The organism is Methylobacterium sp. WL19, from assembly GCF_008040005.1.
In the GTDB taxonomy this organism is placed as follows: Bacteria; Pseudomonadota; Alphaproteobacteria; order Rhizobiales; family Beijerinckiaceae; genus Methylobacterium; species Methylobacterium bullatum.
The window spans coordinates 1-23,866 of the sequence record NZ_VRVC01000017.1; the positions used below are offsets into that span (position 1 = coordinate 1).

The window sequence follows — 23,866 nt, forward strand, 5'->3', positions numbered from 1 at the left end:
GGCCGGGCGCGGCAAGTCGCCCGCCCCGGCGGTCGCCACCGCCACGGCAAAGCCGGCCCAGGCACGCCGCTCGCGCATCGCCGAGGTGAACTGACCGGAAAACGGTCGGGATTGGCGCAGGCGGCGGCATCGTCTGGTCCACCGTGTCGCGACCTTATCGGCAAAGTTGCGTTCGATTTCGCGGGCGATCCGCTATACCATCTCGCAAGGGCGAGAACGGACCGGGCTTATCAGCCAAGCCTCGGAGCCGACGGGCATGAGGCGAACGATGCGTGCGACGACGAACCGGACGAATCTGGCCGCCGGCTTCCGGGCCGGGCTGGCCGGCTTGAGCCTGTCGGCGATCGGCTGGTTCGCCGCCCTTCCCGCCCTGGCCCAGAGCTTCCAGACATCCGCCCCCCACGCCATCCTGATCGACGCGGATTCGGGCTCCGTGCTGTTCGAAAAGGCGGCGGACGAGCCGTTCTCGCCGGCCAGCATGGCCAAGCTGATGACCACGGAGATCGTGTTCAACGAGATCCGGCAGGGCCGGCTCAGCATGGACAGCGAATTCCAGATCACCGAGGACGCCTGGCGCCGGGGCGGTGCCGGAGGAGGCGGCTCCTCGATGTTCGCCCAGCTCAACAGCCGCATCAAGCTGTCCGACCTGCTGCGCGGCCTGATCGTGCAATCGGGCAACGACGCGGCCATCGCCATCGGCGAGGGCATCGCCGGCTCGGAGGAGAATTTCGGTCGGATGATGACCGCGCGGGCTAAGGAAATCGGCCTGACGCGCTCCACCTTCCGCAACGCCACCGGCTATTCCGCGCCGGACCAGAAAGTCACCGCACGCGACCTCGCCAAGCTGGCGATCCACCTGATCGACACCTACCCCGATCTCTACAAGATCTTCGCCGAGCGCGAGTTCACCTGGAACAAGATCAAGCAGCAGAACCGCAACCCGCTCCTGACCCTCGATATCGGCGCCGACGGGCTCAAGACCGGATTTCTCGAGGAATCGGGCTACGGCCTCACCGGCTCCGCAGTGCAGAACGGCCAGCGCCTGATCATGGTGGTGAGCGGCCTCAAGACGGCGCGCGACCGCGCCGGCGAATCGCGCAAGCTGGTGGAATGGGGTTTTCGCGCCTTCGAGCCGAGGCAGATCTTCGCCAGCGGCGAGACCGTGGCCGACGCCTCCGTCTTCGGCGGGGCGCAGGGCAGCGTCCCGCTGGTGGCCAAGAAGCCGGTGCGGGTGCTCCTGCCCCGGGGCAATGGCGACCGCATCAGCGCCCGCGTCGTCTATCAGGGTCCGCTGATCGCGCCGGTGGAGCAAGGCAGGGAGGTGGGCCGCCTGCGCATCACCCGTGGCGACACCCAGGCCCTCGACCTACCGGTCTATGCCGGGGAGGACGTGCCGGCCGGCACGATTCCGCAGCGCGCCCTCGACGGGGCCTGGGAGGTCGGGACCGGGCTGTTCCGGCGCGCCTTCGACAAGGTCGGCGCGGGTGACAAGGCCGGCGCGACCGATAAGGCCGGCGCCAAGTCGTGATCGACCGAAGCCGCAAGCGGCTCGGGCAGGGCGGGGCGTTCATCACCTTCGAAGGCGGGGAGGGGGCCGGGAAATCGACCCAGATCGCCCGTCTCGCGGCGCGCCTGCGTGGTGCGTCTTCCGCCCCGGTGGTGACGACACGCGAGCCCGGCGGCTCGGTTAAGGCCGAGGCGATCCGTGAGGCACTGCTGGCCGGAACGGTGAAGCGGCACGGACCCTTCGCCGAGGCGCTGCTGTTCTCCGCCGCCCGCATCGACCATCTCGACACGCTGATCCGCCCGGCCCTCGCCCGCGGCGAGACCGTGCTGTGCGACCGCTTCTCGGATTCGACCCGTGCCTATCAGGGAGCGGCGGGCGGCCTCGACCCCGCCCTGCTCTCGGCCCTGGAGCGGGTCGTCGTCGGAGATATGACGCCCGACCTCACCCTGATCCTCGACCTCGACCCCGCCATCGGTCTCGCCAGGGCGAAGGCCCGTGCCGGGGCAGGGGAGGCGGCCGACCGGTTCGAGGCGGAGGCGCTGGGCTTCCACACCCGCCTGCGGCAGGCGTTCCTCGCCATCGCGGCAATGGAGCCGGAGCGCTGCGTCGTCATCGATGCCGGCCTCCCCCCCGATGCGGTGGAAGAGGCGATCGCGGCCGCCCTCGCCGCCCGCCTGCCCAGCCTTCTCTCCCGCCCGGAGGCTGCCGACGATGCGGCCTGAACGCGCGCCCGAGGACGTCGAGCCCGGCGATCTCGCCGACATCCCCCGCCCGCGCGAGCAGGCCGGTCTCGTCGGCCATGCGGAGGCGGAGGGCGCCTTCATCGAGGGGATCGGTTCCGGCCGCCTGCACCATGCCTGGCTCATCGGCGGCCCGCGCGGCATCGGCAAGGCGACCCTGGCCTATCGCGTGGCGCGCTGGCTCATCGCCAACCCGCGCCCCGGCCACGTGCCGGACACCCTCGCGGTCGATCCCTCGCATCCGGCGGCGCGGCAGGTGGCGGCGCTGTCGCACCCCAACCTCGTGGCCCTGCGCCGGACCCGGCCGCACAATGCCAAGACGCTCGCGACCAAGATCTCGGTCGATGCCGCGCGCCATGCCCTCGACCTGTTCGGCTCGACGGCAGGCAATGACGGCTATCGCATCTGCATCGTCGACAGCGCCGAGGATCTCAACGCCAACAGTGCCAATGCCCTGCTCAAGATGGTGGAGGAGCCGCCGCCCCGCTGCCTGTTCCTGATCGTCAGCCACGCGCCGGGCCGGCTGCTGCCGACGATCCGCTCGCGCTGCCGGGCGCTCAACCTGCGCCCCCTGGGGGAGGGTGAGGTGGCTCGGGTGCTGGAGAGCTTCCCTCCCCCCTTCGTGCGGCCGGACCCGGAAGCCCTGGCCCGCGCTGCTGCCCTGTCCGAGGGCTCGGTGGCGCAGGGCTTCGCCATGCTCGATCCGGCGACATCCAACCTCGTCGGCGAAATGGAGACCCTGCTGTCGCGCCTCGACCATCCCGATTGGCGCCGCATCCTGGCACTGGCCGAGAAGCTCTCCGGCCGGGACGCGGACGAGCATTTCGCAGCGAGCCTCGACACGGTGTTCCGCTTCGTCTCGTCGGAACTCGACCGCCGCCGCCACGAGCCCCCCGCTCGCCTTGCGGCCCTGGTGGAGGTGTGTGACAAGATCGCCCGCGCCGCCCGGGAGGCCGCGACCTACAATCTCGACCGCCGGCCGCTGATCCTCTCGCTGTTCGGCGACCTCGCGGGGGCCGTGCGCGCCGGGACATGAGCAGGCTCGTCCTGTGATCCGATGAACCGCGTATCCGAGGGTATTTCGACGCGATGGCCAACGAGTCAGGGCCCAGCCCATCCATTGCCGAGACGTCCGGTTTCGACGCTAAGACCTTCGGCATCAGCACGGCGATCTCCTATCCCAACGGCGCGCCGCATATCGGCCACGCCTACGAGGTGATCGCCACCGACGCGATCGCGCGGTTCAAGCGCCTCGACGGCTACGACGTGCTGTTCGCCACCGGCACCGACGAGCACGGGCTCAAGATCCAGCAGACCGCCTCCAAGGCCGGGATCAGCCCGAAGGCCCTGGTCGACGACATGGCCGCGCGCTTCAAGGCCATGGCCGAGGCGCTGAACTGCAGCCACGACCGCTTCATCCGCACCACGGAGCCGGACCATTATGCCGCCGCCCAGGAACTCTGGCGGCGCATGGAGGCCAAGGGCGACATCTACCTGTCGAAATACGCCGGCTGGTACTCGGTGCGCGACGAGGCCTATTACAACGAGGACGAGACCGAGACCGCCCCCGACGGGACGCGCCGCGCGCGGGAGACCGGCACGGCCGTGACCTGGATGGAGGAGGAGAATTTCCTGTTCCGCCTCTCCGCCTACCAGGATCGCCTGCTCGCCCTCTACGAGGCCCAGCCCGATTTCATCGGCCCCGAGACACGGCGCAACGAGGTGGCGAGCTTCGTCCGTTCCGGCCTCAAGGACCTCTCCGTCAGCCGCACGAATTTCGACTGGGGCGTGCCGGTGCCGGGGCACCCGGATCACGTGATGTACGTCTGGGTCGATGCACTCACCAACTATCTCACGGTGACGGGCTTCCCCGACGAGGCCGACTCCCGCAAAAAATTCTGGCCGATGGACCTGCACGTCATCGGCAAGGACATCGTGCGCTTCCACGCGGTCTACTGGCCGGCCTTCCTGATGTCGGCGGGCCTGCCGCTGCCGAAGCGCGTCTTCGGCCACGGCTTCCTGCTCTCCAAGGGCGAGAAGATGTCGAAGTCCCTCGGCAACGTGGTGGATCCGATGGACCTCATCGCGACCTACGGGGTCGATGCGCTGCGCCAGTTCGTGCTGCGCGAGGTGCCGTTCGGCGGCGACGGCAATTACAGCCACGAGGCCATCATCACCCGCTACACGGCGGACCTGTCGAACGGGCTCGGCAACCTCGCCCAGCGCTCTCTCTCCATGATCGCCAAGAATTGCGGTGGCCAGATCCCCGAGCATGGCGCGTTCACGGAGGACGACCGGGCGCTCCTGGCGCTGGCGGACGCCCTGCCGGGCTCCGTGCGCGTGGCGATGGACAAGCTCGCCCTACACACTGCGCTCGCCGACATCTGGGCCGTGGTGACGGCGTCCGACCGCTATTTCGACGCGCAGAAGCCCTGGGTCCTGCGCAAGACCGACCCGGCCCGCATGGCCGCCTCCCTCTACGTGGTGGCCGAGACCCTGCGCGCCATCGGCATCCTGGTGCAGCCCTTCATGCCGGATTCGGGCGCCAAGCTCCTCGACCTCCTGGCCGTGCCCGCGGGCAGGCGGCAGCTCGCCGATATCGGGGAGGGGGGTCGGCTGGCGCCGGGCACGGCGCTCCCCGCGCCGAGCGGGCTGTTCCCGCGCTTCGTCGAGCCGGAGGCTCCCGCCGTCTGAGGCGGGATCCGCAGCGTCACCGAGAATCCCGAGTTTTGTCCATGCTGGTCGACAGCCACTGCCATCTCGACTTCCCGAACTTCGCCGAGGATCTTCCCGGCGTGATCGCCCGCGCCGAGGCGGCGGGCGTGACGGGGATGCTCACGATCTCGACGCGAGTCGCCAAGGCGCGGGTCTACGAGGCCCTGTCCGAGGCTCATCCGCAGATCTGGCACACCGTAGGCACCCATCCCAACGGGGCAGGGGACGAGCCTGACGTGCCGACGGAAGAGATCGTCGCCCTCACCCACCATCCGCGCTGTGTCGGCATCGGCGAGGCGGGGCTCGACTACCATTACGAGGACGCCGCGCCGGAGGCGGTGCAGGAGCGGGTGTTCCGCCGGCATATCGCGGCCTCCCGCGAGACCGGCCTCCCCCTCGTCATCCATGCCCGCGATGCCGACGAGCACATGGAATCGGTGCTCGTCGACGAGATGAAGCGCGGGGCCTTCAAGGCGGTGCTGCACTGCTTCTCCTCGGGCCGACGCCTGGCGGAAGTCGGGGTCGAACTCGGCCTGTTCGTCTCCTTCTCGGGAATCGTCACCTTCCGGCGCTCGCACGAGCTGCGCGACATCGCCCTCGCGGTGCCCCGCGACCGCATCCTGGTGGAGACCGACGCGCCGTTCCTGGCGCCCGAGCCGCATCGCGGGCGCAGCAACGAGCCGGCCTATACCGCCGACACTGCCCGATCCCTGGCCAAGACCCTGGACATGGAGTTCGAGGCCTTCGCGAGCCTGACGACGGCCAATTTCCACCGTCTGTTCGACAAGGCGACCCCATCCGGCGGCCGGGCGGCATGACAGCGGCCCGCGCGCTCCGATACCAACGGACCGGGAGGTGCGGATGGGTTCTCTGACGCTGACGATCCTCGGCTGCGGCTCGTCCGGCGGCGTTCCCCGCGTGGGCTACGGCTGGGGCGCCTGCGACCCGGCCGATGCCAGGAACCGGCGGCGGCGCTGCTCCATCCTCGTGGAGCGGCGAGGGGAGGCAGGCGCCACCAGCCTCCTCGTGGACACCTCACCCGATCTGCGCGAGCAATTGCTGTCGGCGGGGGTCAGCCGCCTCGACGCGGTGCTGTACACACATGCCCATGCCGACCACACCCACGGCATCGACGACGTGCGACCGCTGGTGATCCACATGCACCGGCGCATCCCGGTCTATGCCGATGCCGAGACGCGCGCCCTGCTGACGATGCGCTTCGGCTATTGCTTCGAGACGCCGCCCGGCAGCGCCTATCCGCCGATCCTCGACATGAACGATCTCGTGGCGGGCGAGCCGGTCTCGATCGGAGGTGAGGGCGGTACGATCGAGGCGGTGGCCTTCGGCATGGAGCACGGCGCCGAATCCGCCCACGGTTTCCGCTTCGGGCCGGCGGCCTATGCGCCCGACGTGAGCCTGATGCCGGAGGCGGCCAAGGCGCGGCTCCACGGCCTCGATCTCCTCATCATCGATGCCCTGCGCGACACCCCTCACCCGACCCATTACTCGGTCTCGGACGCGCTCGCGCTCATCGAAGAGGTGCGCCCGCGCCGCGCGATCCTCACCAACCTCCACACCGATCTCGACTACGCCACCCTCGCGGCCAAGCTGCCGCCGGACGTGGTGCCGGCCTATGACGGGTTGTCGGTGAGCGTGGACCTCTAGGCTCGCCAGAGCGGAGCGCCGGGGAGGGCGCGCGTCAGTTGCGCAGGGGGTCGGCCGGGATCAGGCCGGCATTGACCAGGATCTGCGCCGTGGCGGCCTTGGCGAGGCGGTCGTAGCCCGCATCGGTCATATGCAGCCCGTCGGGGCCGATCATTTGCGCCGGGCTGAGGAGGCCGCTGGCGGCCCAGGTCCGCATCAGGGCGTGACGGCGGATCACCGGCACGTCGAGCTCGGCCGCGAGGCTGTGCAACGCCTCGCCGTAGCGCTCGGCACCGTTGGTCGTCGTCAGGCGGCGGCACCATTGCTGGTCCATGAGGATGACGTCGGAGCCGGCCGCGCGCATCGCCGTGATGCCCTGACGGGTCAATTCGGTGAAACGCTCCACCGTGACGCCGGTCATCGGGTCGTTGCTGCCGGTCTGCCAGATCACGAGGTCGGGCCGCTCGGCCAGCACGTCCCGGTCGAGGCGGCGGGCCATGGCCTCGGCATCGTCGCCGCCCTTGCCGCGGTTGAGGACCGTGACGATGGGGTGCTTGGCGCCGGCGATATCGAGGCGGCCCTGCAGGTCTTCCTGCAATTGCGCGGGGTAGGCGGCGGCCGGGGAGGAAGCGCCCGACCCTTCCGTGGACGAGGAGCCGAAGGCGACGATGCGGATGTCGGATCCCGCCTTCACCAGGGCGGCCACGTGGGAGAGCTTGGCCAGCGCCCTGGCGGGGATCGCCGGCTTGGCCGCGACCGGCTCCGCCCATGCCGGAGCACCGAGGCCCAGAGCCGCGAGGGCCAGGCCGAGGAACGGGGCGGCGCAGGGTTTGAGCAGGGTCAGCATCGGATCCGCTTCGAGAACGATCGGGGCGGGCGGTCGCGAAGACCGGTCCCACTCCGCCACGGGTTAGACACGCGGTTTGAGATAGGATTGTGACGATTGCCCCTGAAACTGGCGGATCGCTTAAGGAAGCTGGTGAGCAAGGGGTAAAGCCGCCATCTCTCGGCAACAGTTCATGGAATGGTGAATCCCAGCTTCGTGTCAAGCTGACCTGCAAGCCCCCCCTCACCCCGTCCTCCGGAGCTGCAGGTTCCATAATATATCTTATGCGAATGGCAGATACGGCTAGGGATGGGCCTGGATCTGTCGTTGCCAGGGTACTTTGGCACGACGCCGCGGGTATCCTGACACCGGTCGGGGCCCGTCGCAGGGGCCGACCGCTCGGGTGGTGGCGAGGCCCCCCTGCCCTCACATTCTCCGTCAAGCATTCCTCGGAATCCGAGTGGGTCCGCCGACCAAGCGGATTGACCGGTACGGCGACGAATCATGGATCAGTGCTCAGCGGAACTCACGTGGATCAGGGTCGAAGACCTATCCCGGTGGTGCCCCGAGTTCCATCTGGCCCTACGCCTGGCGATGCCGACGAACTGAACGCCGCCTATCCTAATGCGATCCTTATAAGATCGTCCTCGCATCCGTCTCGAACCCTAATGCGGTTCGCGTCCACATTGGAGCGGGGCGAGACCGGTCATGCGTCGGCCCCCGAACCGAAACGGACCGACCATGCTCGACATCGTCTTCATCGCAACCGGGCTCGCCTTCTTTGGCCTGGCCGCCGGCTACGCCGTCCTCTGCGAACGCCTCTGAGGCCCGCCATGACCCTCGACCTGACGCTTGGCGCCCTCGTGACCCTGGGGCTGCTCGGATACCTCACCTACGCCCTCGTCCGCCCCGAGCGGTTCTGAAGGAAGATCTCCGATGACCATCAACGGCTGGATCCAGATCGCGCTGTTCTGCGCGGTCATCATCGCGCTCGCCCGCCCTCTCGGCGGGTACATGACCCGCGTCTTCACGGGTGAGCGAACCGTCCTCTCGCCCGTCCTCGCTCCCGTCGAGCGCGGGCTCTACCGCGTCGCCGGCATCGATGCCGCCCAGGAGCAGCACTGGCTGGCCTACGCCCTCTCCATGCTCGCCTTCCACGTGCTCGGCTTCCTCACCCTGTACGCGCTGCTGCGCTTCCAGGCGGTGCTGCCGCTCAATCCGGACGGGCAGGCGGCAGTCGCGCCGGACCTCGCGTTCAACACGTCGACGAGCTTCGTCACCAACACTAACTGGCAGTCCTACGGCGGCGAGACGACGATGTCGTATCTCACGCAGATGTTGGGGCTGACCCATCAGAACTTCCTGTCGGCGGCCACCGGCATCGCGCTGGCCGTCGCCCTGGTGCGGGGCTTCTCGCGGGCCTCGGCCGGCACGGTGGGCTCGTTCTGGGTCGATCTGACCCGCAGCACCCTCTACGTGCTGCTACCGCTCTGCATGGCGCTGACGCTCTTCTACGTCTGGCAGGGCATTCCGCAGACGCTCGGCGGTGCCGTCGAGGCGACGACCCTGGAAGGCGCCAAGCAGACCATCGCGGTCGGCCCGGTGGCGAGCCAGGTCGCGATCAAGATGCTCGGCACCAATGGCGGCGGCTTCTTCAACGTCAATGCCGCGCATCCGTTCGAGAACCCGACCGCCCTCTCGAACTTCGTCCAGATCCTCTCGATCTTCGCCATCGGCGCGGCGATGACCAACGTCTTCGGCCGCATGGTCGGCGACGAGCGCCAGGGCTGGGCGATCCTGTCCGCCATGGGCGTGCTGTTCCTCGCGGGTGTCAGTGTCGTCTACTGGGCCGAGAGCGCGGGCAGCCCCGTCCTGAACGGGCTCGGCCTCACCGGCGGCAACATGGAGGGCAAGGAGGTCCGGTTCGGCATCGTCGCGTCCGCCCTGTTCGCGGCGGTGACAACGGCGGCGTCCTGCGGCGCCGTCAACGCCATGCACGACAGCTTCACGGCGCTCGGCGGCATGATCCCGATGATCAACATGCAGCTCGGCGAGATCATCGTCGGCGGCGTCGGCGCCGGGCTCTACGGCATCCTGGTCTTCGTCATCGTGACGATTTTCGTCGCCGGCCTCATGGTCGGGCGCACCCCGGAATACCTCGGCAAGAAGATCGAGGGGCGAGAGGTCAAGATGGCGGTGCTCGCCATCCTGTGCCTGCCCCTGATGATGCTCGGATTCACGGCGCTGGCCACCGTGATCGCCGCCGGCCTCGCGGGTCCGGCCAATGCCGGGCCACACGGCTTCTCGGAGATCCTCTACGCCTTCACCTCGGCGGCGGCCAACAACGGCTCGGCCTTCGGCGGCCTGACGGCCAACACCGCCTTCTACAATACCACGCTCGGCCTCGGCATGCTGTTCGGGCGGTTCTTCGTCATCGTCCCGGCGCTCGCCATCGCAGGCTCGCTAGCCGCCAAGAAGACCGTACCGACCTCGGCCGGGACCTTCCCGACCCATGGCGGCCTGTTCGTCGGGCTGCTGGTCGGCGTGATCCTGATCGTCGGCGGCCTGACCTTCTTCCCGGCCCTGGCGCTGGGGCCCATCGTCGAGCACCTCGCCGGCGGCCTCGGTCAGACCTTCGCGGTGGGGGGCTGAGATGCAGCAGGCGCTGGTGCCCTCCCGAAACCGCGCCGCCATGCGGCGCGCCCTGCCCCGCCATCGACCGCGATCCCAACCCTGGAGCCAAGTCGAGCGCGACCGAAAGGACGTCCGGCTCTCGGACGTCATCCTCGCCATGCTCGGTCTGACCCTGCTCGGTGCCCTCGGCTTGTTGGCCGGGGCCGCCCTCCTCGGCGATGCGCTCGCGCCCTGAACCCCACTCGACGGCGCAGGATCGCGCCGCCTCCCGAGATGTCTTCCATCGGACAACCGCAATGGCCCGCCCAAACTCCACCAGCCTGTTCAGTGCCGCCCTCGTCGGGCCGGCGCTCATCGGCGCCCTGACCAAGCTCGACCCACGCAAGATGATCAAGAACCCGGTCATGTTCGTGGTCGAGGTCGTGGCCGCCCTCACCACCGTCCTGTTCATCCGCGACGTCCTGACGGGCGGCGCCAACCTCGCCTTCTCCGGCCAGATCATCCTCTGGCTGTGGTTCACCGTGCTGTTCGCCAACTTCGCCGAGGCCATCGCGGAAGGGCGCGGCAAGGCCCAGGCCGACAGCCTGCGGCGCACCCGCACCGAGACCATGGCCAAGCGCCTGAAGGGTACGGGCCGGAACTACGACACCGTGCCCGGCAACGACCTCAAGGTCGGCGACGTGGTCCTCGTGGAGGCCGGCGACATCATCCCGTCCGACGGAGAGGTGATCCTCGGCGTCGCTTCGGTCAACGAGGCGGCCATCACGGGTGAGTCCGCCCCCGTGATCCGTGAATCCGGCGGCGACCGGTCGGCGGTCACCGGCGGCACCCAGGTGCTGTCCGACGAGATCCGGGTGCGGATCACAGCGGCGGCCGGATCGACCTTCGTCGACCGGATGATCGCCCTGGTCGAGGGCGCCTCGCGGCAGAAGACCCCGAACGAGATCGCTCTCAACATCCTGCTCGCGGGTCTCACCATCATCTTCGTCTTCGCGGTCGCCTCGATCCCGAGCTTCGCCTCCTATGCCGGAGGTGCCATTCCGTTGATCGTGCTGGTCGCCCTGTTCGTCACCTTGATCCCGACGACCATCGGCGCGCTCCTGTCGGCCATCGGCATCGCCGGCATGGACCGGCTGGTGCGCTTCAACGTGCTCGCCATGTCGGGACGCGCGGTGGAGGCGGCCGGCGACGTCGATACGCTGCTGCTGGACAAGACCGGTACCATCACGCTGGGCAACCGACAGGCCACCGAGTTCCGCCCGGTTCGTGGCGTCTCCGAGCAGGAGCTCGCCGACGCCGCCCAGTTGGCGTCGCTCGCCGACGAGACCCCGGAGGGTCGCTCCATCGTGGTGCTGGCCAAGGACAAGTACGGCATCCGCGCCCGCGACATGGGAAGCCTCAACGCCACCTTCGTGCCGTTCACCGCCCAGACCCGGATGAGCGGCGTCGACCTCGACGGATCCTCCATCCGCAAGGGCGCCGTCGATTCCATCATCGCCTCGGTGAGCTCACAGCCGATGGCGACCCGTGGCTCCGGCGCGGCGCTGGCCTACAGCCCGGGCCTCGCCGACGAGACGGTGCGCGAGATCCAGTCCATCGCCGAGGACGTCGCCAAGGCGGGCGGAACCCCGCTCGCCGTGACGCGGGACGGCCGGCTTCTCGGCGTCGTCTACCTCAAGGACATCGTGAAGGGCGGCATTCGCGAGCGCTTCGCGGAACTGCGCCAGATGGGCATCCGCACGGTGATGATCACCGGCGACAACCCGATGACCGCGGCCGCCATCGCCGCCGAGGCCGGCGTCGACGACTTCCTCGCCCAGGCGACCCCTGAGGACAAGCTGGCGCTGATCCGCAAGGAGCAGGCGCAGGGCAAGCTCGTCGCCATGTGCGGCGACGGCACCAACGACGCCCCGGCGCTCGCCCAGGCCGATGTCGGTGTCGCCATGAACACCGGCACGGTGGCGGCCCGCGAGGCCGGCAACATGGTCGACCTCGACAGCGACCCGACCAAGCTCATCGAGATCGTCGGCATCGGCAAGCAGTTGCTGATGACCCGTGGGGCACTGACCACCTTCTCCATCGCCAACGACGTGGCCAAGTATTTCGCCATCATCCCGGCCATGTTCCTGGTGCTCTACCCGCAACTCCAGGCGCTGAACGTCATGGGCCTCGCATCACCGGAGAGTGCGATCCTCTCGGCCATCATCTTCAACGCGCTCATCATCGTCGTCCTGATCCCGCTGGCGCTTCGGGGCGTGTCCTACCGGGCGGTCGGGGCCGGCGCTCTCCTGCGCCGGAACCTCCTGATCTACGGGCTCGGCGGCATCCTGGTGCCCTTCGTCGGCATCAAGGCCATCGACCTGGCCATCACCGCCCTGCACCTCGTCTGAGCCGCCTCGAACCGCCACATAGGAGCACGCCATGTTGAACCACCTTCGCCCTGCCCTCGTCCTGCTGATCGCCCTGACGGCGATCACCGGGCTCGCCTATCCCCTCGCCATGACCGGCATCGCGGGGGTCGTCTTCCCGGCCAAGGCCGCCGGCAGCCTGATCGAGCGCGACGGCAAGGTCGTCGGTTCCAGCCTCATCGGGCAGTCCTTCACCAGCGACCGCTACTTCCAGGGCCGCCCCTCCGCCACGAGCGCCGCCGACCCGGCCGATGCCACGAAGACCGTCCCGTCGCCCTACAATGCGGCGAACTCCTCGGGCTCGAACCTCGGCCCGACCAGCGCCGCCCTTGCCGAGCGGGTGAAGGCGGATGTCGCGACGCGCCAGACCGAGAACCCCGGCCAGCCTGTCCCGGTCGACCTCGTCACCGCCAGCGGCTCGGGCCTCGACCCGGACGTCTCTCCCGATGCCGCTTTGTTCCAGGTGCCCCGCGTGGCCAAGGCGCGTAACCTCTCCGTGGATCAGGTTCGTTCCCTCGTGGACTCCCAGGTCCAGGGTCGCCTGCTGGGCATCCTCGGCGAACCTCGGGTGAACGTGCTCGCCCTCAACCTCGCCCTGGACGGCCTGGGTTCGAAGTAACCTCGCCGGATGACAGGCCACCCGATGTCGACGCCCCACCGCGACCCGGACCGTCCCTCGCCCGACGCGCTGCTGGAGGCCGCCCGTAGGGAAGAGCGCCATCGCGGCCGCCTCAAGATCTTCCTCGGTGCGGCCCCGGGGGTCGGCAAGACCTACGAGATGCTCACCGTCGGCCGCGCCCGACTCAAGGCCGGCACGGACGTCATCGTCGGCGTGGTCGAGACCCATGGGCGAGCCGAGACCGAGGCCCTGGTGGAGGGCTTCGAAGTCGTGGCCCGCCGTCCGGTTGCGTATCACGGCGCGGCGCTCGACGAGATGGACCTCGATGCGATCCTGGCGCGCCAGCCGGCGCTCGCCCTCGTGGACGAACTCGCCCACACCAACGCGCCGGGCTCGCGCCATCCGAAGCGCTACCAGGACGTGGAGGAACTGCTCGACGCCGGCATCGACGTCTACACCACCCTCAACATTCAGCACGTCGAGAGCCTCAACGACGTCGTCGCGCAGATCACCCGCATCCGGGTGCGCGAGACCGTGCCCGACGGTATCCTCGACCGGGCCGACGACATCGAGGTGGTCGACCTCAACCCCGACGACCTGATCCAGCGCCTCCGGGACGGCAAGGTCTACGTGAAGGGCAACGCCGAGCGCGCACTCAAGCACTACTTTTCGCGCGGCAACCTCACGGCGCTCCGGGAACTCGCCTTGCGAAGGACCGCCGACCGGGTCGACGACGAACTCCTCAACCACATGCGGGCCAACGCCATCGCGGGCCCATGGAGTGCGGGCGAGCGGGTCCTCGTCTGCATCAGCGAGGATCCGCGCTCCGCCGGCCTCGTGCGCCATGCCAAGCGCCTCGCCGACCGGCTGCACGCGCCCTGGACCGCCATCACGGTCGAAGGGCCCCGCAGCCTTTCCCTCGACGAAGCCGCGCGCGACCGCATCGCCGACACCCTGCGCCTCGCCGACCGCCTCGGCGGCGATGCCGTGACCCTGCCGGGCGGCCGACGCGTGGCCGACGACATCCTCGCCTATGCCCGCTCCACCAACGTCAACCACATCATCCTCGGCAAGGCCGACCGGTCCCCGGTGTTCGAGCTCCTCAACGGCTCTGTGGTGCACGACATCGTCCGCCGCTCGGGCAACATCAGCATCCACGTCATCACCGGCGAGGCCACGAAGGCTGAACCCGTCCCGCCGAAGACGGTCGCCACGGCACCGGCCAAGCCGCCGTTCGAGATCCTGGCTTACATCGTCGGCGTCCTAGCCACGGGAACGGCTCTCGGGCTCGCCCTCCTCGTCGAGCCTTACCTCGGCGTGGAGAACGCCGACCTCATCCTCCTGACCGCCATCGTGGCCGTCGCGGTGCGATCCGGCCTCGGGCCGTCCCTCGTCGCAGTCCTGGCGGCGTCGCTCTCCTACAATTTCTTCTTCCTGCCCCCGGTCTACACCCTCACCATCGCGGATCCGACCAACATCGCGGCCTTCCTCCTGTTCACGGTGGTGGCGGTGGTGGTCTCCAACCTCGCTTCGCGCTCGCGCCGGGAGGCCATGGTCTCGCATGGCCGCGCCAGGGCCACGGAGCGGCTCTACGGCTTCAGTCGCAAGCTCGCCGGTTGCGGCACCCTCGACGACGTCCTCTGGGCGACCTCGGCCCAGGTCGCCGCTATGCTGAAGGTCCGGGTGGTCGTCCTGCTGCCGGAGCAGGGGACGGTCTCGGTCCGCGCCGGCTTCCCCCCGGAGGACACGCTCGACGCGGCCGATCTCGGGGCCGCGACTTGGGCCTTCGACAACGAGCGCCCGGCCGGGCGGGGGGCCGACACCCTGCCGGGGGCCAAGCGCCTGTTCCTGCCGATGCGCACGGGCCGTGGCATCGTCGGGGTGATCGGCCTCGACACCGACGGTAGCGGGCCGATCCTCTCGCCCGAAAGCCGGCGCCTGTTCGACGCCCTGGCCGACATGGCGGCACTCGCCATCGAGCGCGTGCGTCTGGTGGAGGATCTCGACCGGGCCGAGCGCGCCGCCGAGACCGACCGCTTGCGCCAGGCCCTGCTCACGTCGATCTCGCACGACCTTCGCACGCCGCTGTCCTCGGTTCTCGGGGCGGCCACGACGCTGCGCGACCTCGACGAGGCGCTGCCGCACGACGCAAAGGTCGACCTCCTTGCCACCATCATCGAGGAGTCCGAGAGGCTGAACCGCTTCATCGTCAACCTTCTCGACATGACCCGCCTGGAGGCCGGGGCGGTGGCTGCGAGCCTCACCCCGCAGGACGTCGGCGAGAGCGTCGATACCGCCCTTCGCCGCTTGGGCTCCATCCTCGCCGGCCACCAGGTACGCCTCGACCTACCGACCACGCTGCCGGCCCTGCGCCTCGACCCGGTCCTGTTCGAGCAGGTGCTGGTCAACCTCCTCGACAACGCCGCCAAATACGCCCCCGAAGGCTCCATCGTCACCGTCAGGGGCATCTCGGACCGTGATCAGGTCCGTCTGCAGATTCTCGACGAGGGCGATGGGCTGCCCGAGGCCGATGTGGAGCGGGTGTTCGACAAGTTCTACCGGGTCCGCAAGTCCGACAGCGTCCGGGCCGGGACGGGGCTCGGCCTCGCCATCGCCCGCGGGTTCGTCGAGGCCATGGGTGGTACGCTGACGGCGGCCAACCGCCGCGATCGCCTGGGCGCGGTCTTCACCATCCTCCTGCCCGTCCCCCCGGCGGGACACGTTCACTCGGATCTGGCGGCATGAGCATGAACATCCTCGTCATCGACGACGAGCCGCCGATCCGCAAGCTCCTGCGCATGGGCTTGGCCACCCAGGGCTACCAGACCTTCGAGGCACCCAACGGACGGACAGCCCTCGATGTCCTGTCCCGCGAGACGGTCAACTTGATCATCCTCGACCTCGGCCTGCCGGACATGCGCGGGCACGACCTGCTCCGCGTCATCCGCAAGGATTTTCGCGATCTCCCGGTCGTCGTCCTGTCGAGCCGCGACGACGAGGCCGGCAAGGTCGAGGCCCTCGACCTCGGTGCCGACGACTACGTCACCAAGCCCTTCGGCATGGGCGAGCTCCTGGCGCGCATCCGCGCGGCCTTGCGCCACCAGCTCGCGGTCCAGGGCGAGCGCGCCCTGTTCGAGGTCGACGGCCTCAGCGTCGACCTGGTGCGCCGCCTCGTCCGGGTGCGCGGCGCGGACGTCAAGCTGACCCCGCGCGAGTACGACTTCCTGCGCGTCCTGATCCAGCATGCCGGCAAGGCCCTGACCCACGCCCAGCTCATGAGCGCGGTCTCGACCTCGTCGGACCCGCAATACCTGAGGGTCTACATGCGCCAGCTTCGCCTCAAGCTGGAGGCGGACCCCGAGCGTCCGAGCATCCTGCTCACCGAGACCGGCGTGGGCTACCGTTTACGGGCTCCGGACGACGACGCTCACGCTTGAACTCCCCGCCATCGCATCATGCCCGGAAGGCGAAGCACCCGGCGATTTCGGCGACCGCGACCGCGACAACGGCATAGGCGAGGAAGGTCGTCCTCCCCTTCCCGTCCCCGAGCCGATTTACCGGGTCAAGCCTGCGACCGTGGCGCGCCGCGATGCATGGTCCTCCGCCGCGCCGATGCTCTGGCCCTGGAATCGGCATGACTACGGGTCGGCCCGGTCGCTTCCGGGCCAATCTTGCCCATGACAGTGTCAGAATTCGGGGGGCCAGGCTTTTCAGAAGCGTTGTGAAGGCAGTCAGTGCAGTGCCGAATAAGCCTCGGCGCGACAGGATCGCCATCCTGGGCGGCCCCCTTCGACGACCGGCTCCGAGCCTTCTAGGATGCCCGCGCCGTATCCGGCGCCCTGCCCTCGCCGGTGGTGAAACGGCCGTAGCGCAGGGCCAGGGTCGGCAGGATCATGAGGTTCAGGACCGTCGAGGTCACGAGGCCGCCGAGGATGACGATGGCCATCGGCCCCTCGATCTCGCGGCCGGGCTCGCCGGCTCCCAGCGCCAGGGGCAGCAGGCCGAGGCCGGTGACGAGGGAAGTCATCAGGATCGGCACGAGGCGGTCGGCGGCGCCCTCCACCGCCGTGTCGCGGTCCCACGCCCGGCCGTCGATGGCGACGAGATGCTCGTAATGCGAGATCATCATGATGGTGTTGCGCAGCGAGATGCCGAACAGCGTCACGAAGCCGACGATGGAGCCGAGCGACAGCACGGCCCCGGTGGCGAAGACCGCCAGTACCCCGCCGACGAAGGCGAAGGGCAGGTTGACCAGGACCAGCATGAGGTTGCGTGCGCTGCCGGTGACCATGGCCAGCAGCAGCACGATGCCGAGGCCCGCCAGTCCGGAGAACAGCAGCAGGTCGCGCTTGGCCCGCGCCTGGGCCTCGGCCGATCCGGCAAAGCTCACATAGACGCCCGTCGGCAACGCCACCTCCTTGGCGATCTTGCGCCGGGCGGCTTCGACGAAGGAGGCGACGTCGCGCCCCGTGACGTTGGCGGTGATGGCCTGGACGCGCTGGGCGCCCTGGTGCTGGACCTGGTAGCGCCCCGAGGTCTCGTAGATGTCCGCCACCTGGGCGAGGCGGATGAAGCGGCCGTTCGAGGAGCGCAAGGGGAGGTCGCCTACAGCCGTGAGGCGCCCCCTCGCCCCGGAATCGAGGATGACGAGGACGTTGAAGACCGCGTTGCCCTCATAGGTCTGGCCGACCACGTCGCCCTGATAGGCGGTGCGCACCACCTCCATCACCTCGACCGCCGAGAGGCCCCAATGGCGCAGGTCGTTGGGCCGAAGCCCGACGTTGATCTGCGGCAGGCCGGCAGGCGACGCCTGCTGGATGTCCGTGGCGCCGCGCACCTCGGCGAGCTCGCGGGCGATGTCGCGGGCGGCGGCCTCGATCCGGGCGAGGTCGTTGCCGAAGACGTTGATGACGACCGGCGCGGTGTAGCCTGAGACCGTCTCCTCGATGCGCTCGGTGAGGAAGGTCTTGAGCGAGAAGGCGGCACCGGGAAACCCCGCCATCAGGGTGCGGATATCGGCCTCGGCCCTGCCCTGCCCCGCGCCGTCCAGCCCCTGGTCGAGGTCGATATGGATCTCGCTGTAATGGGTGCCGGCGGTGTCCTGCCCGGCTTCGGCGCGGCCGATCTGCGAGGCCACGGCGCGGATGCCGGGGATCTTGCGCAGTTCGGTGGTGATGCGGCCGCCGAGGCGCATGGATTCCCCGAGCGACGTGCCGGGCGCCGCCGCCATGTGCAGGATCAGGTGGCCCTCCTTCAGGTCGGGCAGGAAGGTGCTGCCGAAGAACGGCGTCGCGGCGGCGCCCGCCAGGGTCACGAGGATGCCGGAGGCGATGACGATGCGCGGGGCGCGGTTGATCCGCTGGAGGAGGCGGGTGTAGCCGCCGCGCGACCAGCGCATCACCGGCGGGTCGCGCATGTCCGTCTCGCGTCGCCCGGTGAGGAGCATCATCGACAGGGCGGGGGTGACGGTGAGCGCCACGGCGAGCGAGGCCACCACGGCGAGGATGTAGGCGAGGGCGAGGGGGGCGAACAGCTTGCCGGCGATGCCGGACAGGACCAGCACCGGCAGGAACACCAGCAGCACGGCGACGGTGGCGTAGGCGACCGCGGTGCGGACTTCGAGAATGGCGTCGATGACCACCCTCCCCTCCGGGACGGGCGAAGCGAGGCGCCGGTTCTCGCGCAGGCGGCGCACCACGTTCTCGACGCCGATCACCGCATCGTCCACCACCTCGCCGATGGCGATGGCGAGGCCGCCCAGCGTCATGGTGTTGAGGCTCTCGCCCATGGCCTGGAGCGCCACCACGGCGGCGATGAGCGAGAGCGGGATCGCTACCGACGAGATCACGCAGGTGCGCCAATCGTACAGGAAGGCGAACAGCACGACGACGACGAGGATGCCGCCGAGCCCGAGCGCCTGGAGCACGTTGGCATTGGCGATGGTGATGAAGTTCGCCGGCCGGAACAGATCCGGCCGCAGCGCCACGCCTTCCCGGTCGAGGGCCGGGCGCAGGTCTTCGAGAGCCGCCTCCACGCGGGCGGTGACCTCGCGGGTATTGGCGCCGTATTGCGCGCCGACCATGAGGAGCACGCCGCGCTTGCCGTCCACCAGGGCGGCGCTGATCGGCGGCTCGCCGGCGGCGACCACGGTGGCGACGTCGCCGAGGGTCACGCTCGCCCCGCCCTCGTTGATGAGGACCGTGCGGGCCAGTTCCTCCGGGGTGAGCGACTGCCCCTCGGTCTGGAGGGTGACGCGCTGGTTGATCGTGTCGACGAAGCCCGCCCCGCGCACGCCGGTGGCCTTGCGGGCGGCGGCGAGCACGTCGTTCATGCCGATATTGTAGCGGATGAGGTCGGCCGGGCGGATCTGGACCTGGAGCGAGCGCACGGCGCCGCCATAGACCGAGACCTGGGCGACGCCCGGCACCGCCAGGAGCCGGAGGCGCACGGTCCAGTCGGCGACGGTGCGCAGGTCGAGGTCGGAGCGCCGATCCGAGATCAGGCCGACGAGGAGCACGGTACTGGTGGCCGAGGTCAGCGCCGTCATCGCCGGCGGCAGCACGCCCTGGGGCAGGCGGCCGGCGAGCGCCGTCAGGCGCTCGGTGACGAGTTGGCGGACGCGGTAGACGTCGCTGCCGGTGCCGAAGGTGACGGTGATGACCGACAGGCCCTGGATCGAGCTCGACCGCAGGGATTCGATCCCCGGCAAGCCGTTCACCGCCACCTCGATCGGCTGGGTGACCAGCACCTCCACCTGTTCGGGGTTGAGGCCCGGCGCCTCGGTCTGGACCACCACGGAAGGCGGCGCGAATTCGGGGAACACGTCGTATTTCGCGTCCCCGAGCACGTAGACGCCGTAGCCGGCGAGCGCGAGGCTGAGCGCCAGGACGATGCCGCGAAAGCGCACCGCGAAGGCGACGAGCGCCGCCTGGGGGCCGCTCGGGGAAGCGTTCGGAACGTCGCTCACGTCAATCGTCGTCCACGCCGCCGGAGACGGAGAGCAGGCTCTTCATCTCCTCGGACAAGAGCGCCTGCGCGCCCGTGAGCACGATCTCGGTGTCACCGGGCAGGTCCTCCACCACATAGGCATCGGCCGACATGGGCGGGTCGGCCTTGAGGGCGTGGCGCGCGAAGGCGTCGGGCGCCACCGCGCGATAGATCCAGGTTCCGCCTTGCCAATGCACCACCGCGTCCTCGGGCACGCTGAGGCCGGTGACGGTCCGGTCCGAGGCGAGGAAGGCGAGCATGCTCATGCCGGGCAGGAAGCCGCTGTCACCGGGCACGGTGTAGAAGTAGCTGAGGCCCTGGATGCGCTGGTCGGTCCGGGTGGCCGGCGAGACATAGCGCAGCGCGATCCGCGCGCTCTGCGGCGGCACCTCGGCGAAGGCGGCGGCGGGTTGGCCCTTGATGCTCTCGCCCGGCGGCAGGGTCACCTGGACCAGGAAGTCGACGCGCTCGATCAGCCGGGTGATGGCCGGCGAGCGCTCGACGATGGCCCGGCCGATCACCGGCCCCCATTCCTGCTGCGCGGTGGCGGCGAGGGTACGGACCTGCGATTCCGCCGCCGCCAGAGCGGCCTGGTCGGTCTGGAACGTGCCCTCGGTGGTCTCGACCTGGACGGTGGTGGCGTAGGGGCCGAGATTCTTGGCGCGCTGGAAGGCGTTGCGCGAGACCTCGACCCGGGCCTGGGCGGTCTGGAGCTGCGCCCTGGCGCTGGCGTAGGAATTGGTCAGGTCAGTGACCCGGGCGACGTCGAGGACGCTGCCATAGGCCTGGAGTTCCTCGCGGTGGGGGGCGGAGGGCCGCACCTGCGTGGCAATGCCGAGGCGCTCGCGCTCCGCCGGCTTGAGCCGCACCACGGTGCGCCCGTCCTCGATGGCGGTGCGCTGGGCCGGAAGATGGCGCGGGGCAGGGGGACCGGGGGCGACCCGCTCGCGCAGTTCGGCGATGAGGGCCGTGCCGGCTTCGCTCACCGCGAAGGCGGCGATTCCACCCACGATTCCCGCGAAGAGGAGACCACGCAGCCACGACACCAGAACCGCCCTCCCCGGCCTCGCGATCGATACGCCGCGTCGTTCCTCGTGAACGGATACAGCGTCGCCCCGCAACCCGATACGGGCGATGCCGGATTTTCCCGCCTTGCCTCCCGCCTTGCCTCTCGCCCTGCCCCGCACCGTTGCGCCGGCCTGCGCGCGGTTTCGCGATTCCCGCGGTCGTGAGATGGTGGAGGCGGCCGGAGAGCGTCGTGACCCACATCATCCCGCTGCCCTACAGGCCGCCCTACGATTGGCCCGCGATCCTGGCCTATCTCGGCGGCCGGGCCATTCCGGGTGTCGAGGTGGTGACGGCGGATGCCTATGCCCGGACCGTCTACCTCGGCGGTCGCCCCGGCACGATCTCCGTCATGCGGGGCGGGGACGATGCCCTCGTCGCGACGGTGGATCATCCCGATCCGGCGATTCTGCCGGACGTCCTGGCGCGGCTGAGGCCGATGTTCGATTGCGATGCCGACCCGGCCCTCATCGCGGCGGCGCTCTCGCGCCACCCCGACCTCGCACCCCTCGTGGCCGAACGGCCGGGCCTGCGGGTTCCGGGCGCCTGGGACGGGTTCGAGATCGCGGTACGCGCCATTCTCGGACAGCAGGTCTCGGTCAATGCGGCGACCCGTCTCGCCGGCCGTCTGGTTTCCGCCTTCGGTGAAGCGATGGCGCCGGACGACGCCGGAACGGGGCTGACCCACCTGTTCCCGACGCCGGATCGCCTGCTCGATGCGGACGTGGCCGCGACGCTGGGCATGCCCGGCGCACGCGGCAGGGCGATCGGCGCCCTCGCGGCGGAGGCCCATGCGAAGCCCGACCTGTTCGCACGGGGACGCGGCCTCGATCCGGCGGTGGCCGCCCTGAGGGGGTTGAGCGGGATCGGCGAGTGGACGGCGCAGTACATTGCCCTCAGGGCGTTGCGCGAACCGGATGCGCTGCCGGCGAGCGACCTTGCCCTGCTCCGGTCCCTCGATACCGGGGCGGGGCGTCCGACACCGGCGCAATTGCTCGCCCGGGCCGAAGCCTGGCGGCCCTGGCGGGCCTATGCCGCCGTGCATCTCTGGACGAGTGACGCCGCGCGGATCGCCGCCGCACTGCCTGTCCCCAAACCCGCCGCCAAGCGCCGCCCTGCCGGGCCCGCCTCCGGGTAGGATCCGCGATGTCAGCCCTGCTTCCGGCGGGCTTGCTCAGCCCGTCATGGGCGGGACAGAAGGGGACGGCGGTACCGCCAGCGAAGAACCATCTCCGAGCAAAGCCGCCGAAGGGATCATGACCTCTCCGTCCGCCTCCCCCGGCCCGGCCGTCGAGACCCGCGCGGTCGCCGCCGCCTACCCGCTCCTCCTGTTCACGACCCTGCTGTGGGGCGGCAACGTGGTCGCGGGCAAGTGGGCCGTGGGCGAGGTCTCGCCCCAGGTGCTCACCTGCCTGCGCTGGGCCTTCGCCTGCCTCGCGCTGGCCTGGCCGGCCTGGCGCGGGATCGTGTCCGAGCGCCACCTGATCGCGCGCCACTGGCGCTACGTCCTGCTGATGGGGGCCTGCGGCTACACCGCCTATGCGAGCCTGTTCTACGCCGCCGGCATCTACACCACCGGCGTGAACGTCGCCCTGTTCCAGGGGGCGATCCCGGTCCTCGTCATCCTGCTGAACTACGTCGTGCATCGCGTCGCCGTCACCGGGGCGCAGATCCTCGGCGTCGTCATCACCCTCGGCGGCGCGGGCGTGGCGGCGACCCACGGCGACTGGCACATCCTGTCGACGCTGTCCTTCAACATCGGCGACATGCTGATGCTCGGCGCCTGCCTGCTCTATGCCGGCTACACCGTCGCCCTCGCCGACCGGCCCAAGATGTCTGGCCTGACCTTCTTCTCTGCCATGGCGCTGGCAGCTCTCGTGACCTCCCTGCCCGCCCTCGTCCTCGAACAGGCCGCCGGAACCCTGATCTGGCCGACACCGAAGGGGTGGGCCATCGTCGCCTTCGTGGCCCTCGGCCCGTCCCTCATCGCCCAGCTCTCGTTCATGCGGGGCGTCGAACTGATCGGCCCGAACCGGGCGGGGGTGTTCGTGAACCTCGTGCCGATCTTCGGCTCGGGCCTCGCCATCCTCGTCGTCGGCGAGCCCTTCCAATGGTACCAGGCCGCAGCCTTGGCCCTCGTCCTCGGCGGCATCGTCATCGCCGAGCGCTTCGGCCGCCGCGAACGCCCGGGCGGCAAGTGAGGCGGCGAGCGAGGCGAGACGTCCGGTTCAGCCGGCGGCCGCGCGCTCGAGCGCGGCGATGTCGAGCTTGATCATGCCCTGCATGGCGGAGAAGACGCGGCGCGCCACGGCCGGATCGGGATCGGCCAGCAGCCGGGGGAGGATCGTCGGCACGATCTGCCAGGGCACACCCCACCTGTCCCGAAGCCAGCCGCACATGATCTCGGCCCCGCCATCAGCGATGAGCGCCGTCCATAACCGGTCGACCTCGTCCTGGTCGGCGCAGGCCACGGAGATCGAAGCCGCCGTGCCGTAATTGGCCGTGGTGCCTCCGTTCAGGGCCTGAAAGCTCTGTCCGCCGAGGGTGAAGGCCACCAGCAGCGCATCGCCCGCCTCCCCGCCCGGCCAGGGTCCGGGCGAGCGCTGGACATGGTCGATCCGCGAATCGGGGACGAGGGAGACGTAGAGGCCGACCGCCGCCTCGATGTCCTTACCGAACCACAGGCAGGTGCTGACCTTGGGCATCGTCGACTCCTCTTGC

At 69.8% G+C, this 23,866-nt stretch carries 19 protein-coding genes; 15 read left to right on the forward strand and 4 right to left on the reverse strand.

Going from position 1 to position 23,866, the window contains the following annotated elements:
* Positions 1-268 precede the first annotated feature (268 nt).
* From FV220_RS05485 to FV220_RS05510, 6 genes are read left to right on the forward strand one after another with little or no spacing between them, the layout of a single operon-like run.
* On the forward strand, positions 269-1,528 hold the full coding sequence (locus FV220_RS05485) for a D-alanyl-D-alanine carboxypeptidase family protein (RefSeq protein ID WP_187273334.1): 1,260 nt from the start codon (positions 269-271) through the stop codon (positions 1,526-1,528).
* Positions 1,525-2,229 carry a dTMP kinase gene (tmk, locus tag FV220_RS05490; RefSeq protein WP_056149455.1) on the forward strand — a complete coding sequence of 235 codons (705 nt, stop codon included), beginning with the start codon at positions 1,525-1,527 and terminating at the stop codon, positions 2,227-2,229. Before FV220_RS05485 ends, tmk begins: the two co-directional genes overlap by 4 nt.
* Positions 2,219-3,283 carry a DNA polymerase III subunit delta' gene (locus FV220_RS05495; RefSeq protein WP_147830080.1) on the forward strand — a complete coding sequence of 355 codons (1,065 nt, stop codon included), beginning with the start codon at positions 2,219-2,221 and terminating at the stop codon, positions 3,281-3,283. The genes tmk and FV220_RS05495 overlap by 11 nt, the downstream gene beginning before the upstream one ends.
* 53 nt (positions 3,284-3,336) lie before the next feature.
* Positions 3,337-4,941, forward strand: a complete 1,605-nt coding sequence (gene metG, locus FV220_RS05500) for a methionine--tRNA ligase (protein ID WP_246689385.1) — start codon at positions 3,337-3,339, stop codon at positions 4,939-4,941.
* A gap of 41 nt (positions 4,942-4,982) precedes the next feature.
* Positions 4,983-5,780 (forward strand): TatD family hydrolase, encoded by a 798-nt coding sequence (locus FV220_RS05505; protein ID WP_147830081.1) that lies wholly within the window; start codon positions 4,983-4,985, stop codon positions 5,778-5,780.
* Positions 5,781-5,823: 43 nt separating this feature from the next.
* Positions 5,824-6,627: an MBL fold metallo-hydrolase gene (locus FV220_RS05510; RefSeq protein WP_056149463.1), complete on the forward strand. Its 804-nt coding sequence runs from the start codon at positions 5,824-5,826 to the stop codon at positions 6,625-6,627.
* 34 nt (positions 6,628-6,661) lie between these two features.
* Here FV220_RS05510 and FV220_RS05515 read toward each other — a convergent pair whose 3' ends face one another.
* The gene (locus FV220_RS05515; RefSeq protein ID WP_056149465.1) at positions 6,662-7,453 is read right to left on the reverse strand and encodes an SGNH/GDSL hydrolase family protein; all 792 of its coding nucleotides are present in this window, start codon (positions 7,451-7,453) and stop codon (positions 6,662-6,664) included.
* A gap of 812 nt (positions 7,454-8,265) precedes the next feature.
* Here FV220_RS05515 and FV220_RS05520 point away from each other — a divergent pair.
* The 7 genes from FV220_RS05520 to FV220_RS05550 all read left to right on the forward strand — a co-directional run bounded on the left by FV220_RS05520 (position 8,266) and on the right by FV220_RS05550 (position 16,530).
* Positions 8,266-8,355: a K(+)-transporting ATPase subunit F gene (locus FV220_RS05520; protein ID WP_036267122.1), complete on the forward strand. Its 90-nt coding sequence runs from the start codon at positions 8,266-8,268 to the stop codon at positions 8,353-8,355.
* A 13-nt stretch (positions 8,356-8,368) separates the two neighbouring features.
* Positions 8,369-10,084 (forward strand): potassium-transporting ATPase subunit KdpA, encoded by a 1,716-nt coding sequence (gene kdpA, locus FV220_RS05525; RefSeq protein WP_056149467.1) that lies wholly within the window; start codon positions 8,369-8,371, stop codon positions 10,082-10,084.
* 1 nt (position 10,085) lies between these two features.
* The gene (locus FV220_RS05530; protein ID WP_056160181.1) at positions 10,086-10,301 is read left to right on the forward strand and encodes a hypothetical protein; all 216 of its coding nucleotides are present in this window, start codon (positions 10,086-10,088) and stop codon (positions 10,299-10,301) included.
* 61 nt (positions 10,302-10,362) lie between these two features.
* Positions 10,363-12,456 (forward strand): potassium-transporting ATPase subunit KdpB, encoded by a 2,094-nt coding sequence (gene kdpB, locus FV220_RS05535; RefSeq protein WP_147830083.1) that lies wholly within the window; start codon positions 10,363-10,365, stop codon positions 12,454-12,456.
* Between the two features lie 31 nt (positions 12,457-12,487).
* Entirely contained in the window at positions 12,488-13,093 is a 606-nt protein-coding gene (locus FV220_RS05540; protein WP_056252280.1) for a K(+)-transporting ATPase subunit C, read from the forward strand.
* 24 nt (positions 13,094-13,117) lie between these two features.
* Positions 13,118-15,838, forward strand: a complete 2,721-nt coding sequence (locus FV220_RS05545; RefSeq protein ID WP_056252276.1) for a sensor histidine kinase KdpD — start codon at positions 13,118-13,120, stop codon at positions 15,836-15,838.
* Positions 15,835-16,530, forward strand: coding sequence for a response regulator transcription factor (locus FV220_RS05550; protein ID WP_056149476.1), 696 nt, complete (start codon positions 15,835-15,837; stop codon positions 16,528-16,530). The genes FV220_RS05545 and FV220_RS05550 overlap by 4 nt, the downstream gene beginning before the upstream one ends.
* 374 nt (positions 16,531-16,904) lie before the next feature.
* Here the strand turns inward: FV220_RS05550 and FV220_RS05555 are convergent, their stop codons facing one another.
* Both FV220_RS05555 and FV220_RS05560 read right to left on the reverse strand, forming a co-directional pair.
* Entirely contained in the window at positions 16,905-20,060 is a 3,156-nt protein-coding gene (locus FV220_RS05555; protein ID WP_147830085.1) for an efflux RND transporter permease subunit, read from the reverse strand.
* A 1-nt stretch (position 20,061) separates the two neighbouring features.
* Positions 20,062-21,126: an efflux RND transporter periplasmic adaptor subunit gene (locus FV220_RS05560; RefSeq protein ID WP_147830087.1), complete on the reverse strand. Its 1,065-nt coding sequence runs from the start codon at positions 21,124-21,126 to the stop codon at positions 20,062-20,064.
* A gap of 212 nt (positions 21,127-21,338) precedes the next feature.
* On the opposite strand from FV220_RS05560, the gene FV220_RS05565 reads away from it, so the two are divergent.
* Together FV220_RS05565 and FV220_RS05570 are read left to right on the forward strand one after the other, a co-directional pair.
* On the forward strand, positions 21,339-22,283 hold the full coding sequence (locus FV220_RS05565) for a DNA-3-methyladenine glycosylase (RefSeq protein ID WP_056149481.1): 945 nt from the start codon (positions 21,339-21,341) through the stop codon (positions 22,281-22,283).
* A gap of 118 nt (positions 22,284-22,401) precedes the next feature.
* Positions 22,402-23,346 carry a DMT family transporter gene (locus FV220_RS05570; RefSeq protein ID WP_056149483.1) on the forward strand — a complete coding sequence of 315 codons (945 nt, stop codon included), beginning with the start codon at positions 22,402-22,404 and terminating at the stop codon, positions 23,344-23,346.
* Positions 23,347-23,373: 27 nt separating this feature from the next.
* Here FV220_RS05570 and FV220_RS05575 read toward each other — a convergent pair whose 3' ends face one another.
* Complete coding sequence (locus FV220_RS05575; RefSeq protein WP_147830089.1) at positions 23,374-23,850, reverse strand: VOC family protein; 477 nt, start codon at positions 23,848-23,850, stop codon at positions 23,374-23,376.
* Between the last annotated feature and the right edge of the window lie 16 nt (positions 23,851-23,866).